The following is a 16,776-nucleotide window of genomic DNA, read 5'->3' on the forward strand; positions in this document are numbered from 1 at the left end:
TACGCCGCGGGAGATGAGTGTCCGCTTTCTGGCGATAATCCAATGCCAGGGGTTGGCGCGAGGAGCCCGGAGACATCTCGATCGCTCCAATGATCGCTTGGGCTGGTGGCCAACGCCCATCGGTGGCTGATTAGGCGCTGGCTCGGATCGAGGCGATAGAGGGCACACGCTGGCCGGCTCGACCATCTGTTGCTTCGGCCCTATCAATGCCTCCGGTGCGGTGGGGAGCGCGACAGGGATAGCGGATGCGGATCGATTCCAGTCTTAGAGTAAGCCAAGAAGCCCGAATTCTCGCAAAAGATATCGAGGAGCAATCAGGCTACCTCGTCAGAATACGTCGCCCCGCGCCCAGCGAAGCGGGGTTCTTCGATCTCTGGAACCGCTCCTTTGCCAAGGTCGATCCCAACTCCCGAACCGCTCATGTCGTAGTCAGTGGCGACCTCGACCATCGAATTGAAGCCCATGAATTGCGTCACCTGGAACGCTACCTGGTCGATCGGGTTTGGCAGTTCGCTTCCACCGAAGCGTTGCCGGTAAGGCAACGGCATCAGGTCGAGGCGCTCGACAACGACCTCGAGCATTTGACGATGATTCCGTTCGAGCTCGTTCTCCCGGGCGCCGAGGAGTTTTGGGAAGCACTTTACTCCGAGGTTCTCAAAGGTGTGCCCAGCTCCGATGACGGATCTTTTGATCTATCGAGGCATTTGCTCATTCTTCGCGTCGTTCTGCCCAGCTCGGCAGTCAGGCGCGATGCAGAGAAAATGGCTGAGGCGATCGGTATCACGGCGCATGTTGATCGGCTGGAAAGCTGGTACCGGCAGGCGCCAGACGACAAGGTTGGCCTCGGGCGGCTGATGATCGAGGAAGCTGGGCTGCCAGTGGCCTGCATCAGACTGCAGAGATTTCGGCCTGCGCCTGACGTCATTGAGATCCAAGCACTTTAGCATGCTTTCGCGGGATCCCGTTGGTTCCTGCGGATTGAAACCTGGAACGACTGCCTCCGCGAGGCTGGCGTTTAGCTGTCAGCTTCGGCGCATCCTCGATTTCGGGGGGAAGAATGCACTGCTCCATGGTTGGATGTCCTAGATGCCACCGAGATGAAGCGTTTTCATTTCCAGGAACTCTTCGATGCCGTGGTGAGACCCTTCGCGACCGAGACCGGACTCCTTGATGCCGCCAAAGGGAGCGGTCGTTGTCGAAACCGACCCGGCGTTGATGCCGACCATTCCGAATTCCAAAGCCTCCGCCACCCGGAATGCTCGGGATATGTCCCGGGTATAGAGATATGACGCCAAGCCGAACGGCGTGTCGTTCGCCTGGGTGATGACCTCGGCTTCCTCGGAGAAGCGGAACAGCGGAGCCACCGGGCCGAAGGTCTCCTCGCTGGCGATCTTCATCTCCACGGTGGCTCCCTTCAGCACCGTCGGCTCGTAGAACAGCCCGGAACGGACCTTGCCACCGAGGACGAGCGAGGCTCCGCGCGCGGTAGCATCGTCGACGTGCTGCTGGATCTTGTCGATAGCTACCCGGTTGATCATGGGGCCGATCGTGGTGCCGTCCGCCAGGCCGTCGCCGAGGACGAGATTGGCTGCCGCGGCTGCCAGCTTTTCCGCGAAGGCGTCGTAGATGCCGTCCTGGACGAAGATGCGGTTGGCACAAACGCAGGTCTGGCCGCCATTGCGGAACTTGCTGGCCATGACACCCGCGATGGCGGCATCGAGATCGGCGTCATCGAAGATCACGAACGGAGCGTTTCCACCCAGCTCCAGGCCAACGCGCTTCACCGTGGCAGCGCATTGCTCCATCAGGATCTTGCCCACGCGGGTCGAGCCGGTGAAGGTCAGCTTCCGCACGAGCGGGCTGCGCGTCAGGGCGCCGCCGATCTCGCCGGGCTGGCCCGTCAGGATGTTGATCACCCCCTTCGGAATCCCCGCACGCTCGGCGAGCACGCCGAGTGCGAGTGCCGAGAAGGGCGTGGCTTCGGCGGGCTTGATCACGATGGTGCAGCCGGCCGCAAGGGCGGGCGCCGCCTTCCGCGTGATCATCGCGTTCGGGAAGTTCCAGGGCGTGATCGCGGCGACCACGCCGATCGGATGCTTCTGGACGATGATGCGGCCGTCGGTGGTCGCGGCAGGAATGGTCTCGCCGTAAACGCGACGCGCCTCTTCGGCGAACCACTTCACGAAGGAGGCGCCGTAGACGATCTCTCCGCGCGCCTCGGCCAGCGGCTTGCCCTGCTCGAGCGTCATGATGCGCGCGAGATCTTCGCTGTGCTCCATCATGAGGCCGTACCAGCGCTCCAGGAGGTGCGCCCTGTCGGCGGCGGTCCGCGTCTTCCAGGAGTGGAAGGCGCGCTCTGCGGCCGCGATGGCTGCCTCCGTCTCCGATGCTCCGCACCGAGGAACGTTGCCGATGATCGCCCCGCTCGCGGGATTGTCGACGGCAAAGGTCGAGGCGTCGTTCGCTCCCACCCATTCTCCATCGACGTAGCAGAGCTCGCTGAAGAGCGAGGGATCTTTCAACTGGGTAGCGATCGTCATGCCAGACCTCCGACGGGTTGTCGGCATCATGCTTCGCGAACCACGGCACGATCTGCTGAAAGGAGCATCGAGATCGATCGCAAAGCGCGAATGCGGCTTCACTTCTTGCCGATCCAGCCAGGCAGGCAGTGCTTTCTGTAAGGCGAATATGCGGGGCTGGAAAATGACCAAGGATCAGATCGTCTACGAGGATTTTTCGAAGATCGACATTCGGATCGGCCGCATCGTGCAGGTATTGCCGTTCGAGCGTGCCCGAAATCCCTCCTACAAGGTCGAGGTCGATTTCGCAGAGTTCGGCAAGAAATGGTCGAGCGCCCAGATCACCAGCTATGCCGCCGACGAGCTCGTGGGCCGCCTGGTGTCCTGCGTCATCAATATGCCGCCTCGGAACATCGCCGGCTTCCAATCGGAAATCCTGATCCTCGGCGCGCGCGACGCCGCCGGCAATGTGAAGCTGCTGTCGCCGACCAACGAGGTCGGACTGGGCGAGCAGGTCTTCTGAGGGACCGAAATCATGGAAACCGCGGATTTCATCGTCATTGGCGGAGGCATCGCCGGTGCTTCGGTCGGCTACGAGCTGAGCCGCCACGGCAAGGTCGTCGTGCTGGAGATGGAAGCCTCTGCCGGCTACCACTCTACGGGCCGGTCGGCCGCCGTGATGTCCGAGAATTACGGTCCGGCCTTGTGGAGCAGGCTCGTGACGGCGTCGCGAGCCTTTCTGGAGACGCCTCCGGATGGCTTCACCGACGTTCCGCTGGTCACGCCCCGCGGCGCGCTCTTCCTCGCCCGAGATGGAGAGCAAGCGCAGCTTCAGTGCCAGGCCGACGAAATGCTCCGACGCGGCGCGACGATCGAAATGACCACGGCCAAGGAGGCTCTGAGGTTCTGCCCGGTCGTCCGAGACAGTGAATTCGTATCGGCGCTTTACGAGCCCGACTGCAAGGATATCGACACCAACGCTCTCCTCATGGGCTATTTGAGGGCGCTCCGGAAGAACGGCGGGACATTCGTCCCCGACGCGAGGGTTCAGTCGCTTCAGCACGCGGGGGAGACATGGCGGGCCTCAAGCCGTCGGGGCCGCTTCGAGGCTCCGGTGGTGGTCAATGCCGCCGGCGGCTGGGTCCAGGAGATCGCCGAGCTCGCCGGCCTATCCTTCCGGAACGTCGTGCCCTTCCGCAGAACCGCCGTTGTCTTCGATCCGCCGGCAGGCAGCACGATCCAAAGCTGGCCGATGACCTTCGACGTCGCCGAGACCTTCTATTTCAAGCCCGAAGCGGGCCGGATCATGGTGTCGCCCGTCGACATGGCACCGTCCGCTCCCTGCGATGCACAGGCTGACGAGTTGGAAATCGCCGTGGCGATCGACCGGATCCATCGCTGCACGACGATGGAGGTGAGGACCGTCGTCCACAAATGGGGCGGTCTGCGGACCTTTGCTCCGGATCATGAACCGGTCATCGGGCGAGACCCGGAGCAGCCCGGTTTCATCTGGCTGGCCGGGCAGGGCGGCAATGGCGTGATGGCTGGCGCGGCTGCCGCGCGCCTCGCCGCGAGCTTCGCGCTGGACACCTCGATTCCAGCCGACCTCGCGGCGCTTGGCATCACCGCCGAGAATGTCTCGCCGGGGCGTGCCTGCGTTGTTGATCCCGACGCCGGAGTGCCGGTCGTCGGCACGCTGGAAGACTTCGCCTGACGAAAACGCGCTTCGTTCCAACGGAAAGGAAAACCCATGCCTGTCGATCAGCGAACTTCCGAACAGCTTCTGGCGGCGCGCGCCGACAACATTCCGCGCGGCATTCTGACCGCCCATCCCATCGTCATCGATCGTGCGGAGGGCGGGTATCTCTGGGACAAGACCGGTCGGCGCTATCTCGACTTCGTCGGCGGCATCGGCGTCATCAATGTCGGGCACAACCATCCGCGCGTTGTGGCCGCCGTCCAGGAGCAGCTCAAGCGCGTCACGCATACTGCTTTCCAGGTTGCGGCCTATGAGCCCTACATCGCTCTGGCCGAACGTCTCAACAAGCTCGTCGGCAAGGGGGCCCCGTACAAGAGCGTCTTCCTCACCACCGGCGCGGAGGCGGTCGAGAATGCAGTGAAGATCGCCCGCGGCTACACCAATCGTCCGGGCATCATCTCCTTCCGCGGCGGCTTCCACGGCCGCACTTTGCTTGGAGTGACGCTCACCGGCTTTGCCCAGCCATACAAGCAGAACTTCGGCCCCTTCGCAGGCGAAATCTACCATACGGCCTACCCGGACAGCTATCGCGGCGTATCCTCGCAGGATGCGATCGCGGCCCTGGAAGAGGTGTTCGCCACCGAAATCGCGCCGGATCGCGTCGCTGCGATCATCATCGAGCCCGTCCAGGGCGATGGCGGATTCCTCGAGGCTCCCGCCGCGTTCATGAAGGCGCTTCGGGAGATCACCCAACGCCACGGCATCGTGCTGATCTCCGATGAGATCCAGACGGGCTTCGGCCGGACCGGGAAGCTCTTCGGCTTCGAGCATTCCGGCATCCAGCCGGATCTCGTTACGGTCGCCAAGAGTCTGGCCGGCGGCTTCCCGATCTCAGGCGTCGTCGGCAAGGCGGAGATCATGGATGCGCCGGCTCCGGGAGGCCTCGGCGGAACCTATGGCGGCAACGCAGTCGCCTGCGCTGCGGCGCTGTCTGTGCTCGACGCCTTCGAGCAGGACGGTCTCGTCGAGCGCGCCGGGGTTCTCGGCGGGAAGCTGTCGGCTGCCCTCGATGCGCTCAAGGCGAAGCATCCCGATATCGGCGTGGTGCGTGGCCTCGGCTTCATGCGCGCGCTCGAATTCGTGACCGACGCCGAGACCAAGGCGCCGGACGCGGACCGGGCCCATCAGGTCATGGAACGCGCACGCGAACGGGGCCTGCTGGTGATCAAGTGCGGCGTTCACCGCAATATCGTCCGCTTCCTCGCTCCGATCGTCATTTCTGACGCGGATCTCGACGAGGCGATGCACATCCTCGGTGAGGTGCTGGCTGGCACGGAGGCGGCCAAGGCGGCTTAAGGCAATCATGCTACCCCGGTGAGCTTCGCGTTCACCGGGGGCCAGAAAAGACGTTTCAGCGCCTCGTGGAATTTCACAGGGGGTCTGAGGCAGGTATATCGAGCGCGGCCGCTGAGATGGTGGCACCTCAAATTGTGCTGGAGAGCACGCCACACCTACGGCCGGCCTCCGATGCAAGCCTGGGTGCGAGCGCGAACTTGTCTGCGAGACCGCACCAGGCCTCAGTCGACATTCGGTATCACTTTTCCAGGGTTCATCAGTTTCTGCGGATCCAGTGCCTGCTTGACGAGGCGCATGATGTCGACCTTCGACGCAGCCCCGAAACGGGCGAGCAGGTCGAGCTTCACGCGTCCGATTCCGTATTCGGCACTGAAGGTCCCGCCCATGTCGAAAGCGAGCTCGTAGATCTTCGGCGATACCTGCTCCTCGAACCGCGCCTTGAATTCAGGCGCGGAAATGCCCTGCGGCGCGACGACGTTGAAATGGACGTTCCCGTCACCGACGTGGCCGTACACGGAGAGGATGGCCCCGGGACGGTTCTCGTTCACGATTTTCGAAGCTGCCTGAATAAACGCCGCGAGACGGGACGTGCGAACGGCAACGTCATGTTTGACCGAGCCTCCGTGATGGACTTCGGCCTCCGGGATATTTTCCCGCAATTGCCAGAAGTCCGCGGCCTGCTGTCCGCTTGCGGCGATGGCTCCATCGCTGACAAGGCCGCTTTCCATCAATTCTGCGAGCAGTTGGGTGCTCGCCTCCTCGAGGTTGAGCACCGACGACGACGTCGAAGCCTCCATCAGGACGTAGTGATCGGCTGGGTTCGCGAGCGGGCGACGAAAGTCAGGCCGTGACGCCAGCAGGAGCTGCAACGACGTCTCCGAGACATATTCGAAGGAGGTGATCGCTTCGCCTGTTTCGCGCTGGGCGGCATCGAGAATCCCGGCCAGATCTTCGATATGCTTGATCGCGAGGAACGCGGTTATCGTCTGCTGCGGTTTCCTCGTCAGTTTGAGCGAAGCGCCTGTGATGATGCCGAGCGTGCCCTCCGCGCCGATGAAGAGCTGCTTCACGTCGTAACCCGAGTTGTTCTTTCGCAGCGGGCTGAGCTCGCTGTAGAGCGCGCCATCGGGGAGCACGACTTCAAGCCCGAGAACCAGGTCCCGGGCCATGCCATAACGCAGAACCGAAACGCCGCCGGCATTCGTCGACAGGTTGCCGCCGATCCGGCAGGACTGCTGCGAGCCGAGCGAGAGTGGGAGCAACAGGCCAGCATCGTCGGCGGCGCGCTGAAGCTCGCTAAGGATGATTCCTGCATCCACCGTGACGGAAAGGTTGCCGGGGTCGAGGTCGCGCACCCGGTGCATGCGCTCGAGGCTGACGACGAGCTCGTCGCCGCTGCGACTTGGCGTGGCCGCGGTGCAGTAGCTCGTGTTGCGGCCTTGGGGGACGAGCGGAACGTGCTCCTCCGCGCAGGCCCGGACGATCGCCTGGACTTCCGCGGTATCCCGTGGCCGCAGCAATGCCCGGGTACTGCCGGAATACAACTTCCGGAAATCGGTCGTGTAGGCGGCAATGATGTCCTGGTCGCAGGTCACGATGTCTTGCGGTAGTTTGGAAAGCACCCGAGCGATGGCATCCATGGGGGCAGCGTTCTTCCTGAGGTTGCGGTTCGAAGGACAGGCTAGGAACGAGCGAGCAACGTGGGCGGCACCGAGTTGTATTCCCCGAAGCGATGGGGTCCCTGCGAGACAGCCTGTCTGAAATGATCCGCAGCGGACCGGCGGGCCTATTGGTCGAGAATGTACTTCACCGGGACGTGCTCCTTATCGAGGATCGTCTTGATCACGATGTAGCTGAAGTACTTCTCCACGCCGATGTTGCGCTCCAGGATGCCCTCCATGAGTTCCTGGTAACGGGCTACATTCTTGGTCACGAATTTCAGAAGATAATCGTACCCACCGCTCACCAGATGGCACTCCTGAAGGGCCTCATAGCGCTTGATCTCGACCTCGAACTTGATGAAGTCCTCGCGGCGATGATCGTTGAGCGTCACTTCGGTGAAGACGGTTATGTGGTCGACGAGCTTCGACAGCTGGATGCGGGCATTGTAGCTGACGACATAGCCCGCTTCCTCCAGACGTCGCAGCCTGGCAAGGCACGGACTCGGGGATAGCCCCACCGCGTCCGCCAGGTCGACATTGGTCAACCTGGCGTTCTGCTGGAGCTGCGCGAGGATGTTGATGTCGATGCGATCAAGTCTCGGTGCGCCCGCCATTCCCGCGTCTCTCCCCTCGTGATCAGCCGCGAAGCGCTTCCTGATGCGCCTTCGCGAGATCGGCCATGCTGTTGAAGCGGAAATCATACTTGGGCATGTCGCCCGGGTGCATCGTCGCGCCGAACCCATCCTGGTCGTAGCGGCGATAGATCCAGCAGGATGCCAGGCCGTGCTTGTTCGCCGGTCCGTGGTCGTGGAACATGCTTTCGGCAGTGTGCAGGACCTCGTGCTTCTGGATACCGAGCGTCTCCAGCTTCTTGAGCATGTAGTCGAAGTTGCGATCGGACGGCTTGTAGGAGCCGATATCCTCGGCCGTGTAGATCGCGTCGAATTCGACCTGGAGCTTCGCGTTGCTGGCGGCGAAGCTCTCATTGTCGACGTTAGACAGAATCACGAGCTTGTAGTGCCGCTTGAGGTATTGGAGGGCGCCGGCGGAGTCGGTGAATGCCGGCCAGTTCTTGACCGACTGGCCATAGGCCACGCACTCGTCCCATGTCACGGCGACACCCCATTCCTCGGCCAGTCGCTTGTAAACGATCGGCAGGAGGTCGCGATAAGTCTTCGCCGGCGTCTGCAACTGCTGCGACGACTCGTGGCGGGCGTGCGCTTCCAGCACCTGATCGCGCGTGAGGGGCGTCGCGAGCCGGCTGGTGAGTGGCTTGAGTCCCTCGAACATGCCCGTTTCCCAGTCGATCAGCGTTCCATAGCAGTCGAAGGTGAGCGCTTTGAAGTCTGTGAGTTTCATAGGTCTTGTCCTGTCTTTGAGGGAACGAAACGATGGTCGGCGCCTGAGGGCGGCGGCATGGCGATCGATGAAGTCTTGCCAGCAGCCCCGGTCGGCATCTCCTGTCTGTCCTCAATGTGCCGCGTGTTCCGCCGCAACAGCGAGAAAACCTGCAAGCGCAATCCGCAGCTCTTGCTGAATGCGACCGGTGAAACAGCGGCATCTGCCGCTCGCGTGCACTCGGGGCAGGGCGCTGCGGAACTCGAATTTATAAGCCGCTGCAACTGCTTGGCCCGGCCGGCGGCGTGCTTCTCCCACTGACGAGCGAGACGCCGCGGCAACGCAGCACGATGTGCTGGTCCGGCCTCATCGGGGTAATCGCAACGGGTTTGGGCTGGAAATGAACGCATCCCGGTCAGACCGTCTTGAGGAAGAGGGGCACCGCCAATTGCGCGTAGACCGAAAATCGCGATGCCGTTTCTTCCTCGAACTGCGCCGCTCTGCCGAGAATATTGATCGAGCCAACCGTTCGATCCAGCCAGCGCACCGGGATGTTCATCACGCTCTCGCAACCGATCGCCCACAGCGCCTCGTGGTCGAAGAAGACGTCCTTGAGGTCCTGCCGGCTCCGGCCGACATAGCTTCTGCCTTCCAGGATGAGCCGATCGGCCCATCGGCTGCTCGGCAGCGGTTTCGAGCCGCCGGTCGGGCTGACGTCCTCCCGGTTCGAGTAAAGACGCGACATGACCATGTCGTCGTAGTCGAAGCGCAGGCAGGTGAAGAGCAGATGAGCGTGAAGTCCTGCGGAATGCTCTTCCAGGGCGGAAAAGATAGCCTTCTCGCTCGTCGCTTTCGTCAACACGGCGAGAAAGGCCCGGATGTCGTCGTGCGCGATCATCGAACCCTCACCGTCGGCTGGTTCTCGCCACCGAAGGGCTGGATAAGATCGCCGGCTGTGACATCGCGCAGGATCAGCATCAGGCCGAGGCAGACATCGTCCTTCACCCGCATCCGACGGGGAGGGGAGAACGCATCGCCGACGCCATTGATGAGCATGGGATCCGGATGGCCCTCGGGCCTGACGAGGCCCTTCAAGCGCAGGAGGCGGGTTCCGAAGAATCCGGCCAGATTCTCGATCCATTCGGAGATCGAGCTCCAGGAGGCATCCGGCTTCCATTCCGCGAAGGCTACCGTGATGCGCGAGGCCGTGGCAGCGATCGCAGAGAAACGAGCTGTCCCGGGGACAGATCGATCGCCCTGCGCCGAGAACGCCAAAAGCGCCCGCTCGCGAGGCTGATCCGTCAGGACCTGCGCCGCCAGGGGATTGAAGCCTTGAGCTTCGGTGGCGCAGCGGTTCCATTCCCGCTGGGAAAGCCGATCCAGCTTGGTCATCACGATCGTCTGCGCGGCCGCGAGCTGCGATGCATAGTGCGGAAGGAAGTTGTCGCCGACGAATGGGGCCGAGGCGTCGAAGGTGGCGATGATGCGGACATCGAACGCGACTTGCCGGATCGCGCGCAGGGAGCGGATGATCGGCGCGGGTTCGGAGAGGCCGCTCGTTTCGAGAATGATCCGCCGCGGAGGTGCCAGATGCCGCTCCGCCCAGGCCAGCAGCAAGGCATCGATCCCCTCCTGCAAATCATTGCCGAGGGAACAGCAGACGCAACCGCCATCGAGCGTGGCGAGAGCGAGATTTCGATGGTCGGCACTGATCACCGCCCCGTCGATATTGACCTCGCCGGCATCGTTGACGAGGACGCCGGTGTCGGAGGTGTCCGCGAAGGAGAGGTGATCCGAGAGAAGCGTCGTCTTGCCGGAGCCCAAAGGGCCGGTCAGCACGATGAACTCCGGCCGCTCCGTCGTTGGGGCAGGGCGGTGCATCACGCCCCCTGCCGGGCTGCCGCAACCATCGCCTCGACATCGACGAGGAGTTCGGCCGGGTCATAGAGCAGGCCGCCCTTGATCACGGTCTCGAGGCTGCGCTCCCAATCGACCGACTTCGTGGCGTCGTTCAGCCGCATCGTGCCGGTGCCGTAGAGCAGCTTGAAATCGTTCAGCGGATTGCTGCGGTGGATCAGGATGTCGGCGCGCTTGCCGATCTCGAGCGTCCCGGTATCCTGATCGATGCCCAGAAGCTCGGCGCCGCAGGCGGTGGCGGAACGCAGCACCTCAAGCGGGGTGAACCCGGCCTCCTGCAAGAGCTCCAGCTCCCGGACATAGCCGAAGCCGTAGGTCTGGAACATGAAGCCGGAATCGCTGCCGACGGCGATACGCCCGCCGAGATTCTTGTAGTCGTTGACGAAGCGCATCCAGAGACGGAACGTTTCCCGCCACTCGATCTCGTTCGTCGTCGACCAGCGATACCAATAGGCGCCGTGCCCGCCGCGCTGGGGCTGGAAATAGGCCCAGAGCGTCGGATCGGTAAAGCGCTCGTGCCAATCCGCCCGCCGCGTGCGCATCAGGTCGCGGTTGGCATCGTAGACGTTGAAGGTCGGCACGAAGCTGTGACGCGCTTCGAGGAAGCGCCCGAGCACCGTTTCCCACTTCGGCGAACCAGGACGGGCGGCCTGCATAAAAGTCTGGCCCGCCGCCGAAAAGCGCAGATATTCGTCGCCGTAATCGTAGTCCGGCGGAAAGGCTTGCAACGTCCGGTTTTCGAGCAGCGTCTCGGGGATACCGTAGGAGTGCTCGGTGCTGCTGAGACCCCAAGCGGCCGTCTGGAGCGGGTTCATCCGGCCGACGGCGAGCTGTGCGTGATGGCAGCAACTCCGCAGGTCGTGCCGGGCACACTCTTCGAGCGCCGCCTTCATCAGTGCGGGCGGCGTCCCGAAGAACTTGACGCCGTCGGCACCGGCCGCCCTCACGGCGCGAACCCAGGCGGCCGCCTGTTCCGGCGTGTGCAAGCTCTTGACGTAGTCGGTCGTCGCCGGGAACGGCGCGTAGGCCATGATCCGCGGCGCGTCGATCCGATGCTCCTCGGCCGCCGCCTTCTGCTGCAATGTCCAGGACAGTCCGTTGAAGCATCCGGTCTCGCGGACGGTGGTGACCCCGTGGCCGAGCCAGAGCTTGTAGATGTAATCGGCCGACGGCTGCGGTCCGTTCTTCGCATGGAACGGAGCACCGATATGCGCATGGCAGTCGATGAGGCCCGGCGTGAGGAACTTCCCGGAGCAGTCGATGTCCAGAACATCCTCGGCGCGAGCTTCCTCGGGCAGCTTCGCCTTGCCGGTCTTGGCCAGGATCACGATGCGGCCGCTCTCGACGATCAGGTCGGCCGGGCCCCAGGGCGGGGCACCGGTTCCGTCGATAATGCGGGCGCCCGTCAGCTTGAGATAACGACGGGGCTCACGGCCACGAGATCTTTGGGTCGCCGCCGCCAAGCCGGGCATGCCCGACGCGGCGAACATGGCCGCGAATTCATCTCCCGGCGCGCTGGCGGCCGATGGCGTCGTCATGATGGCATTCTCGCTTCGACGGGGCCGATAGCTGCTGCAGGTGTTGCTGCACCGGCGCTGAGTGAGCCCGATCGCTCGTTTCGGAGGCCGAAGACGCCTTGTGGCCGGAGCTGCATGATCACGATCAGCGCGACGGCGATCGCAAACTCCCTGAGCGAAGCGATCTGCACCGCGCTCAGGCCCGGAATGAACTCGGCGGCAAAACGCGAGGATTCCAGAATCGTCATCACCGCGAGGGAGCCGAAGACGGCGCCAACCAACCTGCTGTAGCCGCCCGCCGTCACCGCGAGGAAGATATAGATGGTGAGCTGCACGACGAAGTTGTCAGGCGAGATGTAGCTGGTGAAGTGGGCATAGAGGCCCCCGGCCAGGCCGAAAAGCGCGGCGCCGATACCGAAGGCCTGGCATTTCAGCCGCAGCACGTTCTTGCCTGCAACGGCGGCCACCTTCTCGTCGTCGCGAACGGCACGAAGGGCTCGGCCGAACGGGCTGCTGAGGACGCGGGCGAGCACCCAGACCACCAATGCGACGAGGGTCCAGGCCAAGGCGAAATAGAACCAGGGATAGAGCTCGCCGAGGGCGTCCTTGAATGGCGCCCGGATACCCGAGATGCCGTCGCTACCGCCCGTGAGCCAGCGCTCGTTGAGCTCGACGAGACGCAGGCCCTCACCGAAGCCGAGCGTCACAATGGCGAGATAGTCGCCCCGAAGCGTTCGGGTCAGCAGGCAGAACCCCACGCCGATCGCAGCCGACAGAGCCGCGGCGGCGACCCAGCCAAGACCGATCGGCGCTCCCAGCTTTGTCAGGAGCACGGAACAATAGGCGCCAAGGCCGAAGAAGCCGACCAGGCCGAGATTGACCATGCCCGCCTGGCCCCAGCTCACGACGAGTCCAAGGGAGAGCAGGGCATAGATCGCCGTGATGGTCCCGATGAACAGAAGATAGGAGGTCATTTCCTGACTCCTGCCGCTCCGGCGAAGAGGCCTGTCGGCTTCACCAGAAGGATGAAGAGGATGGCAAGAAAGGCCGTGAGGGATTGATAGACCGGGGGCATGGCGATCATCGCGACCTCGCCCACGACACCGATGATCAGGGCTCCCAGGACGGCCCCATAAAGGCTGGTCAATCCGCCGAGGACGCTCGCCGCAAAGATGATGAGGATCAGCCGCGAGCCGGTCGAGGGGTCGACGCTCGTATCGATCGCCAGCAGGGAACCGCCGATGCCGGCCAGCCCCATCCCGATGAACGTCGCGAGGTTCGACAGGTTGCGCGGCTCGATGCCCTTCAATCTGGCGAGGTCGGTGTTATCGGCGACGGCCCGCATCGCCTTGCCCCAGCGGGTGAGCGAGAAGAATGCCGCGAGCGCGACGGCGATGACGAGTGCGGTAACCAGATTGCGAAGCTGCTGGGGTCCGACGCTCAGCCCCCAAACCTGGACGTTGCGTTCGATCGGAAGATCGAAGCTGTTGAGATCGCTCCCAAAGAGGAAGCGGAGTGCATTCTCGATCGCAAGGTTGAGCGCGATCGAGACGACCGCCAGCATCAAGGCGGTATGGGCCCCTGATTGGCGCCGAATGGGAGCGAGCGCGAGACGGTCGGTCGCAACGCCCAGAATCCCCGGGACCATGAATGCAAAGAGCAGCATCAGGACCGGCGACCACCCCAGATGAGCGCCTGCGTACCAGGCGGCATACGCGCCGACGGTCATCTGCGCGGCCACGCTGAAGTTGACGAAACCCTGCACGGAGAAGATCAACGTCAGGCCGAGCGCCGGCAGCGCGATCAGCGCTCCCAGCACGAGGCCGTTCAGCACATATTGTGCGATTTCGGTGAACACGGCTCGCCTGCCCGAATTCGCTCAGGCAACCTTCAGAAGGGACATCTTGCCCTTCTGAACCTGCTCGTACCGGAAGAAGACGCCTTCGACGTCGCCATTGGCGGCGAATTCGAGCGGACCGCTCGGGCCGTCATAGTTGATCGGCTTCTTGTCTGCGATGAGCTTCAGCGCCTTGGCGACGTCGCTGACCTTTTCACCCTTCGCATCTTGCGAGATTGCCCTGACGGTGTCCCGCACCGCCGTGCCGCTCGGCGACGCGACCGCAGCCTGAGCCAGCGCCAAGGCGGTCAGCACGACATGGTCGTAGACCTGGCACGAATAGCTATCGAGGGCCGCCCGCCCCATCTTGCCGATGAGCGTTCTGTAGGCCGTCGAATCCTCGGATGCCGATGGTACGAGCGATGCGGTCCCTTCCGACACCTCGTGAGGAACACCGTCCGCCAGAACCTGATTCACCCCGAAGGAGAATCCGATCTTCTTGCCGCCGAAGCCGGCGCGATAGAGGTCCTTGAGAACGACGGAGGTATCGGGCACGTAGCCGCCGAGCACGATGACATCGGGGTTCGTCCGCAGCGCCTGGTCGATCTCGGTGCGATAGCTGGCCCGCTTGTCCTCGTAGATCAGCCCCTGTCCGGATCCACCCGCATCCTTGAACAGCTTCGAGATGATATCGATGTAGGACTGCGCGAAGGGCGTCTGCGGCCCGAGGAAGAACATCTTCCTGGCACCGAGCTCCAGCGCGTACCGACCAACCCGGGTGCCCTGCAGCGTCACGGTGGGAGAAGTGCGGAAGATGTAGCCGTTGTGCGGCGTCTTGGTGATGCTGTCCGCGCCCGAGGACGTGAAGAGCGCCGTCTTGCTCTCGTAGCACAGGGGCGCGATCGCCGAGGTTACGGCCGAGGCATAGGAGCCGCCGATCGAGACGACCTTGTCGACGTCGATCAGCTTGCGCGCCGCACGAACGGCAGCCTCCGGGTTGCTCTGGTCGTCTTCGATCAGAACCTGGATCGGCCGGCCTGCCACACCTCCGGCAGCGTTGATATCGCTCTCGGCGATCTTTGCCGCGGCGCTCATCGTCGCGCCGAACTGGCTGGTTGCTCCGGTCAGGGGGATGACGATCCCGATCTTGATGGGTTGCGCGCCCTGGGCCAGCACTGCCCGCGGCCAAAAGGCTGCGAGGGAGCCGGCGCCCGCGGCGCCGACCAGGAAATCACGACGGTCAAACTTGCTCATGACGATCCCCTTGTTTTGTTTTGTGCCTTGCGCCCTGGCCCTGCTCGCGGCGGCCAAGGAACAGGTGACGCACCTCATCGTCCGCAAGCAGCGATGAGGCGGTGTCCTCGCGGGCCTTCCGCCCAGCGACCAGGGCAAGGCCCTTGGTTCCGTATTCGAGAGCCAGGAGAGCGTTCTGCTCGACCATCAGCACCGCGAGGCCCGACTTCGCCAGGCCGCGAACGAGTTCGAAGACTTCGTCGGCGGCCGCTGGCGAAAGCCCGGCGGTGGGCTCGTCGAGGAGGAGGACGCTTGGGCTGGTCATGAGCGCGACGCCCATGGCGAGCACCTGGCGCTGGCCGCCCGACAGGTTGCCGGCCTTGTCGCGGAGCTTGGTCTTCAGGAGCGGGAAGCGCGATAGCTGCTCGTCGATCCGGTCCTTCAAACCCTTTCGAATGAGATACCCGCCCATCTCCAGGTTTTCGCGGATCGTCAGGCTTGCGAAGACGTTCCGCTCCTGCGGAACGAAACTCATCCCGCTCTTGCAAGCCGCCTGCGCGTTCCCCGGTTGAAGGCACTTGCCTTGCAGGCTGATCTCGCCCGAAGTCGGTCTCAGAAGACCGGCCACGAGTTTCAGGAATGTCGATTTCCCAGCCCCGTTGGGGCCGATGATGACGGTCAGATCACCGGCTCGGACATCCAGGTCGATGCCTTTGACGATTTCCTCGGCGTTGGGATAGCCGCCTCGGATTCCACGGACAGCAAGGTCGGTCATTGGCGCCGCATCCCCAGGTAGCTTTCCTGTACGTCACGGTTTCCAGCGATTTCTGAGAAGCTGCCGCGCGTCAGGAAGCGACCGCTCGCCATGACGATGACCTCGTCGCAAAGGCGCTCTATCAGCTCCATTTCGTGCTCGATAAGGACGATCGATATCCCGCTCTTCCTGATCTCGACGAGATGGTCGGCGATTTCCTGGACCAGCGTCGGGTTCACGCCCGCCATGGGCTCGTCGAGCAGGATCATCTTCGGCTTCGCGAGCAGAACCCGGCCTATTTCCAGCAGCTTCTTCTGGCCGCCGGAAAGGCGCGTCACGAGGTTGTCGAGGACATGCGCGAGCTTGAGCCGTCGCGCCATGTCCAGCGCTTCTTCGCGAAGCGCCTCCTCTTGCCTACGTGCCTCGCGATTGCCGAAGAGGGCGCCGAGAAGTCCTTCTCCGCGTTGGCGTGGGCCATACAGCATGAGGTGTTCGAAAACCGTCATGTTCTCGCAGCCACGTGCGAGCTGAAACGAGCGGACCAGACCCGCGCGCGAGATATCCTGAGGCTCCTCCCGGGAAATGTCGCGACCGCAAAAACGGACCTTTCCGGTCGCCCCCGGCGTCAGCCCCGAGATGCAATTGAACAAGGTCGTCTTGCCGGCGCCATTGGGGCCGATCAGTCCGGTGGTAATGCCCGGCTGGATTGCAAAGGAGGCGCCGTCGAGCGCGCGGATGCCTCCGAAATGGATCGAGAGATCAGCGATCTCCAACTGCGCGTGTGTCATGGCTGTCCAATGTCGCGGTTCCCCGAGGGCTTCGACGAAGCTCGTCGGCCCTTCATCTGCTCGAAACCGCATGGCGGCTCGGCTCTTATCGTCCTGGGACGCTATGACACCTATACGCTTAATGCTATAGGTGTCGAACACTTAAGTGTTTGGGCGG

General features: G+C 63.3%; 17 protein-coding genes. 5 read left to right on the forward strand and 12 right to left on the reverse strand.

The features are described 5' to 3' along the window. The first annotated feature begins 245 nt into the window (after positions 1–245). Positions 246–944, forward strand: coding sequence for a hypothetical protein (locus AC1DEZ_RS00975; RefSeq protein ID WP_476778262.1), 699 nt, complete (start codon positions 246–248; stop codon positions 942–944). A 138-nt stretch (positions 945–1,082) separates the two neighbouring features. Here AC1DEZ_RS00975 and AC1DEZ_RS00980 read toward each other — a convergent pair whose 3' ends face one another. Continuing rightward, positions 1,083–2,540 (reverse strand): NAD-dependent succinate-semialdehyde dehydrogenase, encoded by a 1,458-nt coding sequence (locus tag AC1DEZ_RS00980; RefSeq protein ID WP_476778263.1) that lies wholly within the window; start codon positions 2,538–2,540, stop codon positions 1,083–1,085. A gap of 163 nt (positions 2,541–2,703) precedes the next feature. Between AC1DEZ_RS00980 and AC1DEZ_RS00985 the strand changes: the two genes are divergently transcribed. From AC1DEZ_RS00985 to gabT, 3 genes are read left to right on the forward strand one after another with little or no spacing between them, the layout of a single operon-like run. Continuing rightward, on the forward strand, positions 2,704–3,042 hold the full coding sequence (locus AC1DEZ_RS00985) for a tRNA-binding protein (RefSeq protein ID WP_441513367.1): 339 nt from the start codon (positions 2,704–2,706) through the stop codon (positions 3,040–3,042). A 12-nt stretch (positions 3,043–3,054) separates the two neighbouring features. Next, positions 3,055–4,233: an NAD(P)/FAD-dependent oxidoreductase gene (locus AC1DEZ_RS00990; protein ID WP_476778264.1), complete on the forward strand. Its 1,179-nt coding sequence runs from the start codon at positions 3,055–3,057 to the stop codon at positions 4,231–4,233. Between the two features lie 36 nt (positions 4,234–4,269). Then, complete coding sequence (gabT, locus tag AC1DEZ_RS00995) at positions 4,270–5,574, forward strand: 4-aminobutyrate--2-oxoglutarate transaminase (RefSeq protein WP_476778265.1); 1,305 nt, start codon at positions 4,270–4,272, stop codon at positions 5,572–5,574. A gap of 221 nt (positions 5,575–5,795) precedes the next feature. Here the strand turns inward: gabT and AC1DEZ_RS01000 are convergent, their stop codons facing one another. The 3 genes from AC1DEZ_RS01000 to AC1DEZ_RS01010 all read right to left on the reverse strand — a co-directional run bounded on the left by AC1DEZ_RS01000 (position 5,796) and on the right by AC1DEZ_RS01010 (position 8,594). Further along, complete coding sequence (locus tag AC1DEZ_RS01000) at positions 5,796–7,214, reverse strand: FAD-binding oxidoreductase (RefSeq protein ID WP_476778266.1); 1,419 nt, start codon at positions 7,212–7,214, stop codon at positions 5,796–5,798. 146 nt (positions 7,215–7,360) lie between these two features. Continuing rightward, the gene (locus AC1DEZ_RS01005; RefSeq protein ID WP_476778267.1) at positions 7,361–7,849 is read right to left on the reverse strand and encodes an Lrp/AsnC family transcriptional regulator; all 489 of its coding nucleotides are present in this window, start codon (positions 7,847–7,849) and stop codon (positions 7,361–7,363) included. A 22-nt stretch (positions 7,850–7,871) separates the two neighbouring features. After that, positions 7,872–8,594 carry a haloacid dehalogenase type II gene (locus AC1DEZ_RS01010; protein ID WP_476778268.1) on the reverse strand — a complete coding sequence of 241 codons (723 nt, stop codon included), beginning with the start codon at positions 8,592–8,594 and terminating at the stop codon, positions 7,872–7,874. Between the two features lie 57 nt (positions 8,595–8,651). On the opposite strand from AC1DEZ_RS01010, the gene AC1DEZ_RS01015 reads away from it, so the two are divergent. After that, positions 8,652–8,894: a hypothetical protein gene (locus AC1DEZ_RS01015; RefSeq protein ID WP_441513360.1), complete on the forward strand. Its 243-nt coding sequence runs from the start codon at positions 8,652–8,654 to the stop codon at positions 8,892–8,894. Between the two features lie 94 nt (positions 8,895–8,988). On the opposite strand, the gene AC1DEZ_RS01020 is transcribed toward AC1DEZ_RS01015, so the two are convergent. The 8 genes from AC1DEZ_RS01020 to AC1DEZ_RS01055 are packed head-to-tail and all read right to left on the reverse strand — an operon-like array spanning position 8,989 to position 16,760. Continuing rightward, complete coding sequence (locus tag AC1DEZ_RS01020; protein ID WP_476778269.1) at positions 8,989–9,471, reverse strand: GAF domain-containing protein; 483 nt, start codon at positions 9,469–9,471, stop codon at positions 8,989–8,991. Beyond that, a complete protein-coding gene (locus AC1DEZ_RS01025; protein ID WP_476778270.1) occupies positions 9,468–10,454 on the reverse strand; it encodes a CobW family GTP-binding protein in 987 nt (328 codons plus the stop codon). Before AC1DEZ_RS01025 ends, AC1DEZ_RS01020 begins: the two co-directional genes overlap by 4 nt. Then, positions 10,454–12,028, reverse strand: coding sequence for an amidohydrolase family protein (locus AC1DEZ_RS01030; RefSeq protein ID WP_476778271.1), 1,575 nt, complete (start codon positions 12,026–12,028; stop codon positions 10,454–10,456). Before AC1DEZ_RS01030 ends, AC1DEZ_RS01025 begins: the two co-directional genes overlap by 1 nt. Then, positions 12,025–12,981, reverse strand: coding sequence for a branched-chain amino acid ABC transporter permease (locus AC1DEZ_RS01035; protein ID WP_476778272.1), 957 nt, complete (start codon positions 12,979–12,981; stop codon positions 12,025–12,027). The genes AC1DEZ_RS01030 and AC1DEZ_RS01035 overlap by 4 nt, the downstream gene beginning before the upstream one ends. Then, positions 12,978–13,865: a branched-chain amino acid ABC transporter permease gene (locus AC1DEZ_RS01040; protein ID WP_476778273.1), complete on the reverse strand. Its 888-nt coding sequence runs from the start codon at positions 13,863–13,865 to the stop codon at positions 12,978–12,980. Before AC1DEZ_RS01040 ends, AC1DEZ_RS01035 begins: the two co-directional genes overlap by 4 nt. 21 nt (positions 13,866–13,886) lie before the next feature. After that, complete coding sequence (locus tag AC1DEZ_RS01045; RefSeq protein WP_476778274.1) at positions 13,887–15,098, reverse strand: ABC transporter substrate-binding protein; 1,212 nt, start codon at positions 15,096–15,098, stop codon at positions 13,887–13,889. Further along, positions 15,085–15,852, reverse strand: coding sequence for an ABC transporter ATP-binding protein (locus tag AC1DEZ_RS01050; protein WP_476778275.1), 768 nt, complete (start codon positions 15,850–15,852; stop codon positions 15,085–15,087). Before AC1DEZ_RS01050 ends, AC1DEZ_RS01045 begins: the two co-directional genes overlap by 14 nt. Then, positions 15,849–16,760 (reverse strand): ABC transporter ATP-binding protein, encoded by a 912-nt coding sequence (locus AC1DEZ_RS01055; protein WP_476778276.1) that lies wholly within the window; start codon positions 16,758–16,760, stop codon positions 15,849–15,851. The genes AC1DEZ_RS01050 and AC1DEZ_RS01055 overlap by 4 nt, the downstream gene beginning before the upstream one ends. Positions 16,761–16,776: the final 16 nt, after the last annotated feature.

The sequence above is a fragment of the Allobosea sp. 10L422 genome (assembly GCF_056395345.1).

Bases quoted from the DNA above. Each gene is read 5' to 3' on its own strand.
- AC1DEZ_RS00985 (WP_441513367.1), top strand. From the start codon at position 2,704: ATGACCAAGGATCAGATCGTCTACGAGGATTTTTCGAAGATCGACATT.
- AC1DEZ_RS00980 (WP_476778263.1), bottom strand. From the start codon at position 2,540: ATGACGATCGCTACCCAGTTGAAAGATCCCTCGCTCTTCAGCGAGCTC.
- AC1DEZ_RS01025 (WP_476778270.1), bottom strand. From the start codon at position 10,454: ATGCACCGCCCTGCCCCAACGACGGAGCGGCCGGAGTTCATCGTGCTG.
- AC1DEZ_RS01045 (WP_476778274.1), bottom strand. From the start codon at position 15,098: ATGAGCAAGTTTGACCGTCGTGATTTCCTGGTCGGCGCCGCGGGCGCC.
- AC1DEZ_RS01000 (WP_476778266.1), bottom strand. From the start codon at position 7,214: ATGGATGCCATCGCTCGGGTGCTTTCCAAACTACCGCAAGACATCGTG.
- AC1DEZ_RS01035 (WP_476778272.1), bottom strand. From the start codon at position 12,981: ATGACCTCCTATCTTCTGTTCATCGGGACCATCACGGCGATCTATGCC.
- AC1DEZ_RS00975 (WP_476778262.1), top strand. From the start codon at position 246: ATGCGGATCGATTCCAGTCTTAGAGTAAGCCAAGAAGCCCGAATTCTC.
- AC1DEZ_RS01030 (WP_476778271.1), bottom strand. From the start codon at position 12,028: ATGACGACGCCATCGGCCGCCAGCGCGCCGGGAGATGAATTCGCGGCC.
- AC1DEZ_RS01015 (WP_441513360.1), top strand. From the start codon at position 8,652: ATGGCGATCGATGAAGTCTTGCCAGCAGCCCCGGTCGGCATCTCCTGT.
- gabT (WP_476778265.1), top strand. From the start codon at position 4,270: ATGCCTGTCGATCAGCGAACTTCCGAACAGCTTCTGGCGGCGCGCGCC.
- AC1DEZ_RS01010 (WP_476778268.1), bottom strand. From the start codon at position 8,594: ATGAAACTCACAGACTTCAAAGCGCTCACCTTCGACTGCTATGGAACG.
- AC1DEZ_RS01020 (WP_476778269.1), bottom strand. From the start codon at position 9,471: ATGATCGCGCACGACGACATCCGGGCCTTTCTCGCCGTGTTGACGAAA.
- AC1DEZ_RS01005 (WP_476778267.1), bottom strand. From the start codon at position 7,849: ATGGCGGGCGCACCGAGACTTGATCGCATCGACATCAACATCCTCGCG.
- AC1DEZ_RS01050 (WP_476778275.1), bottom strand. From the start codon at position 15,852: ATGACCGACCTTGCTGTCCGTGGAATCCGAGGCGGCTATCCCAACGCC.
- AC1DEZ_RS00990 (WP_476778264.1), top strand. From the start codon at position 3,055: ATGGAAACCGCGGATTTCATCGTCATTGGCGGAGGCATCGCCGGTGCT.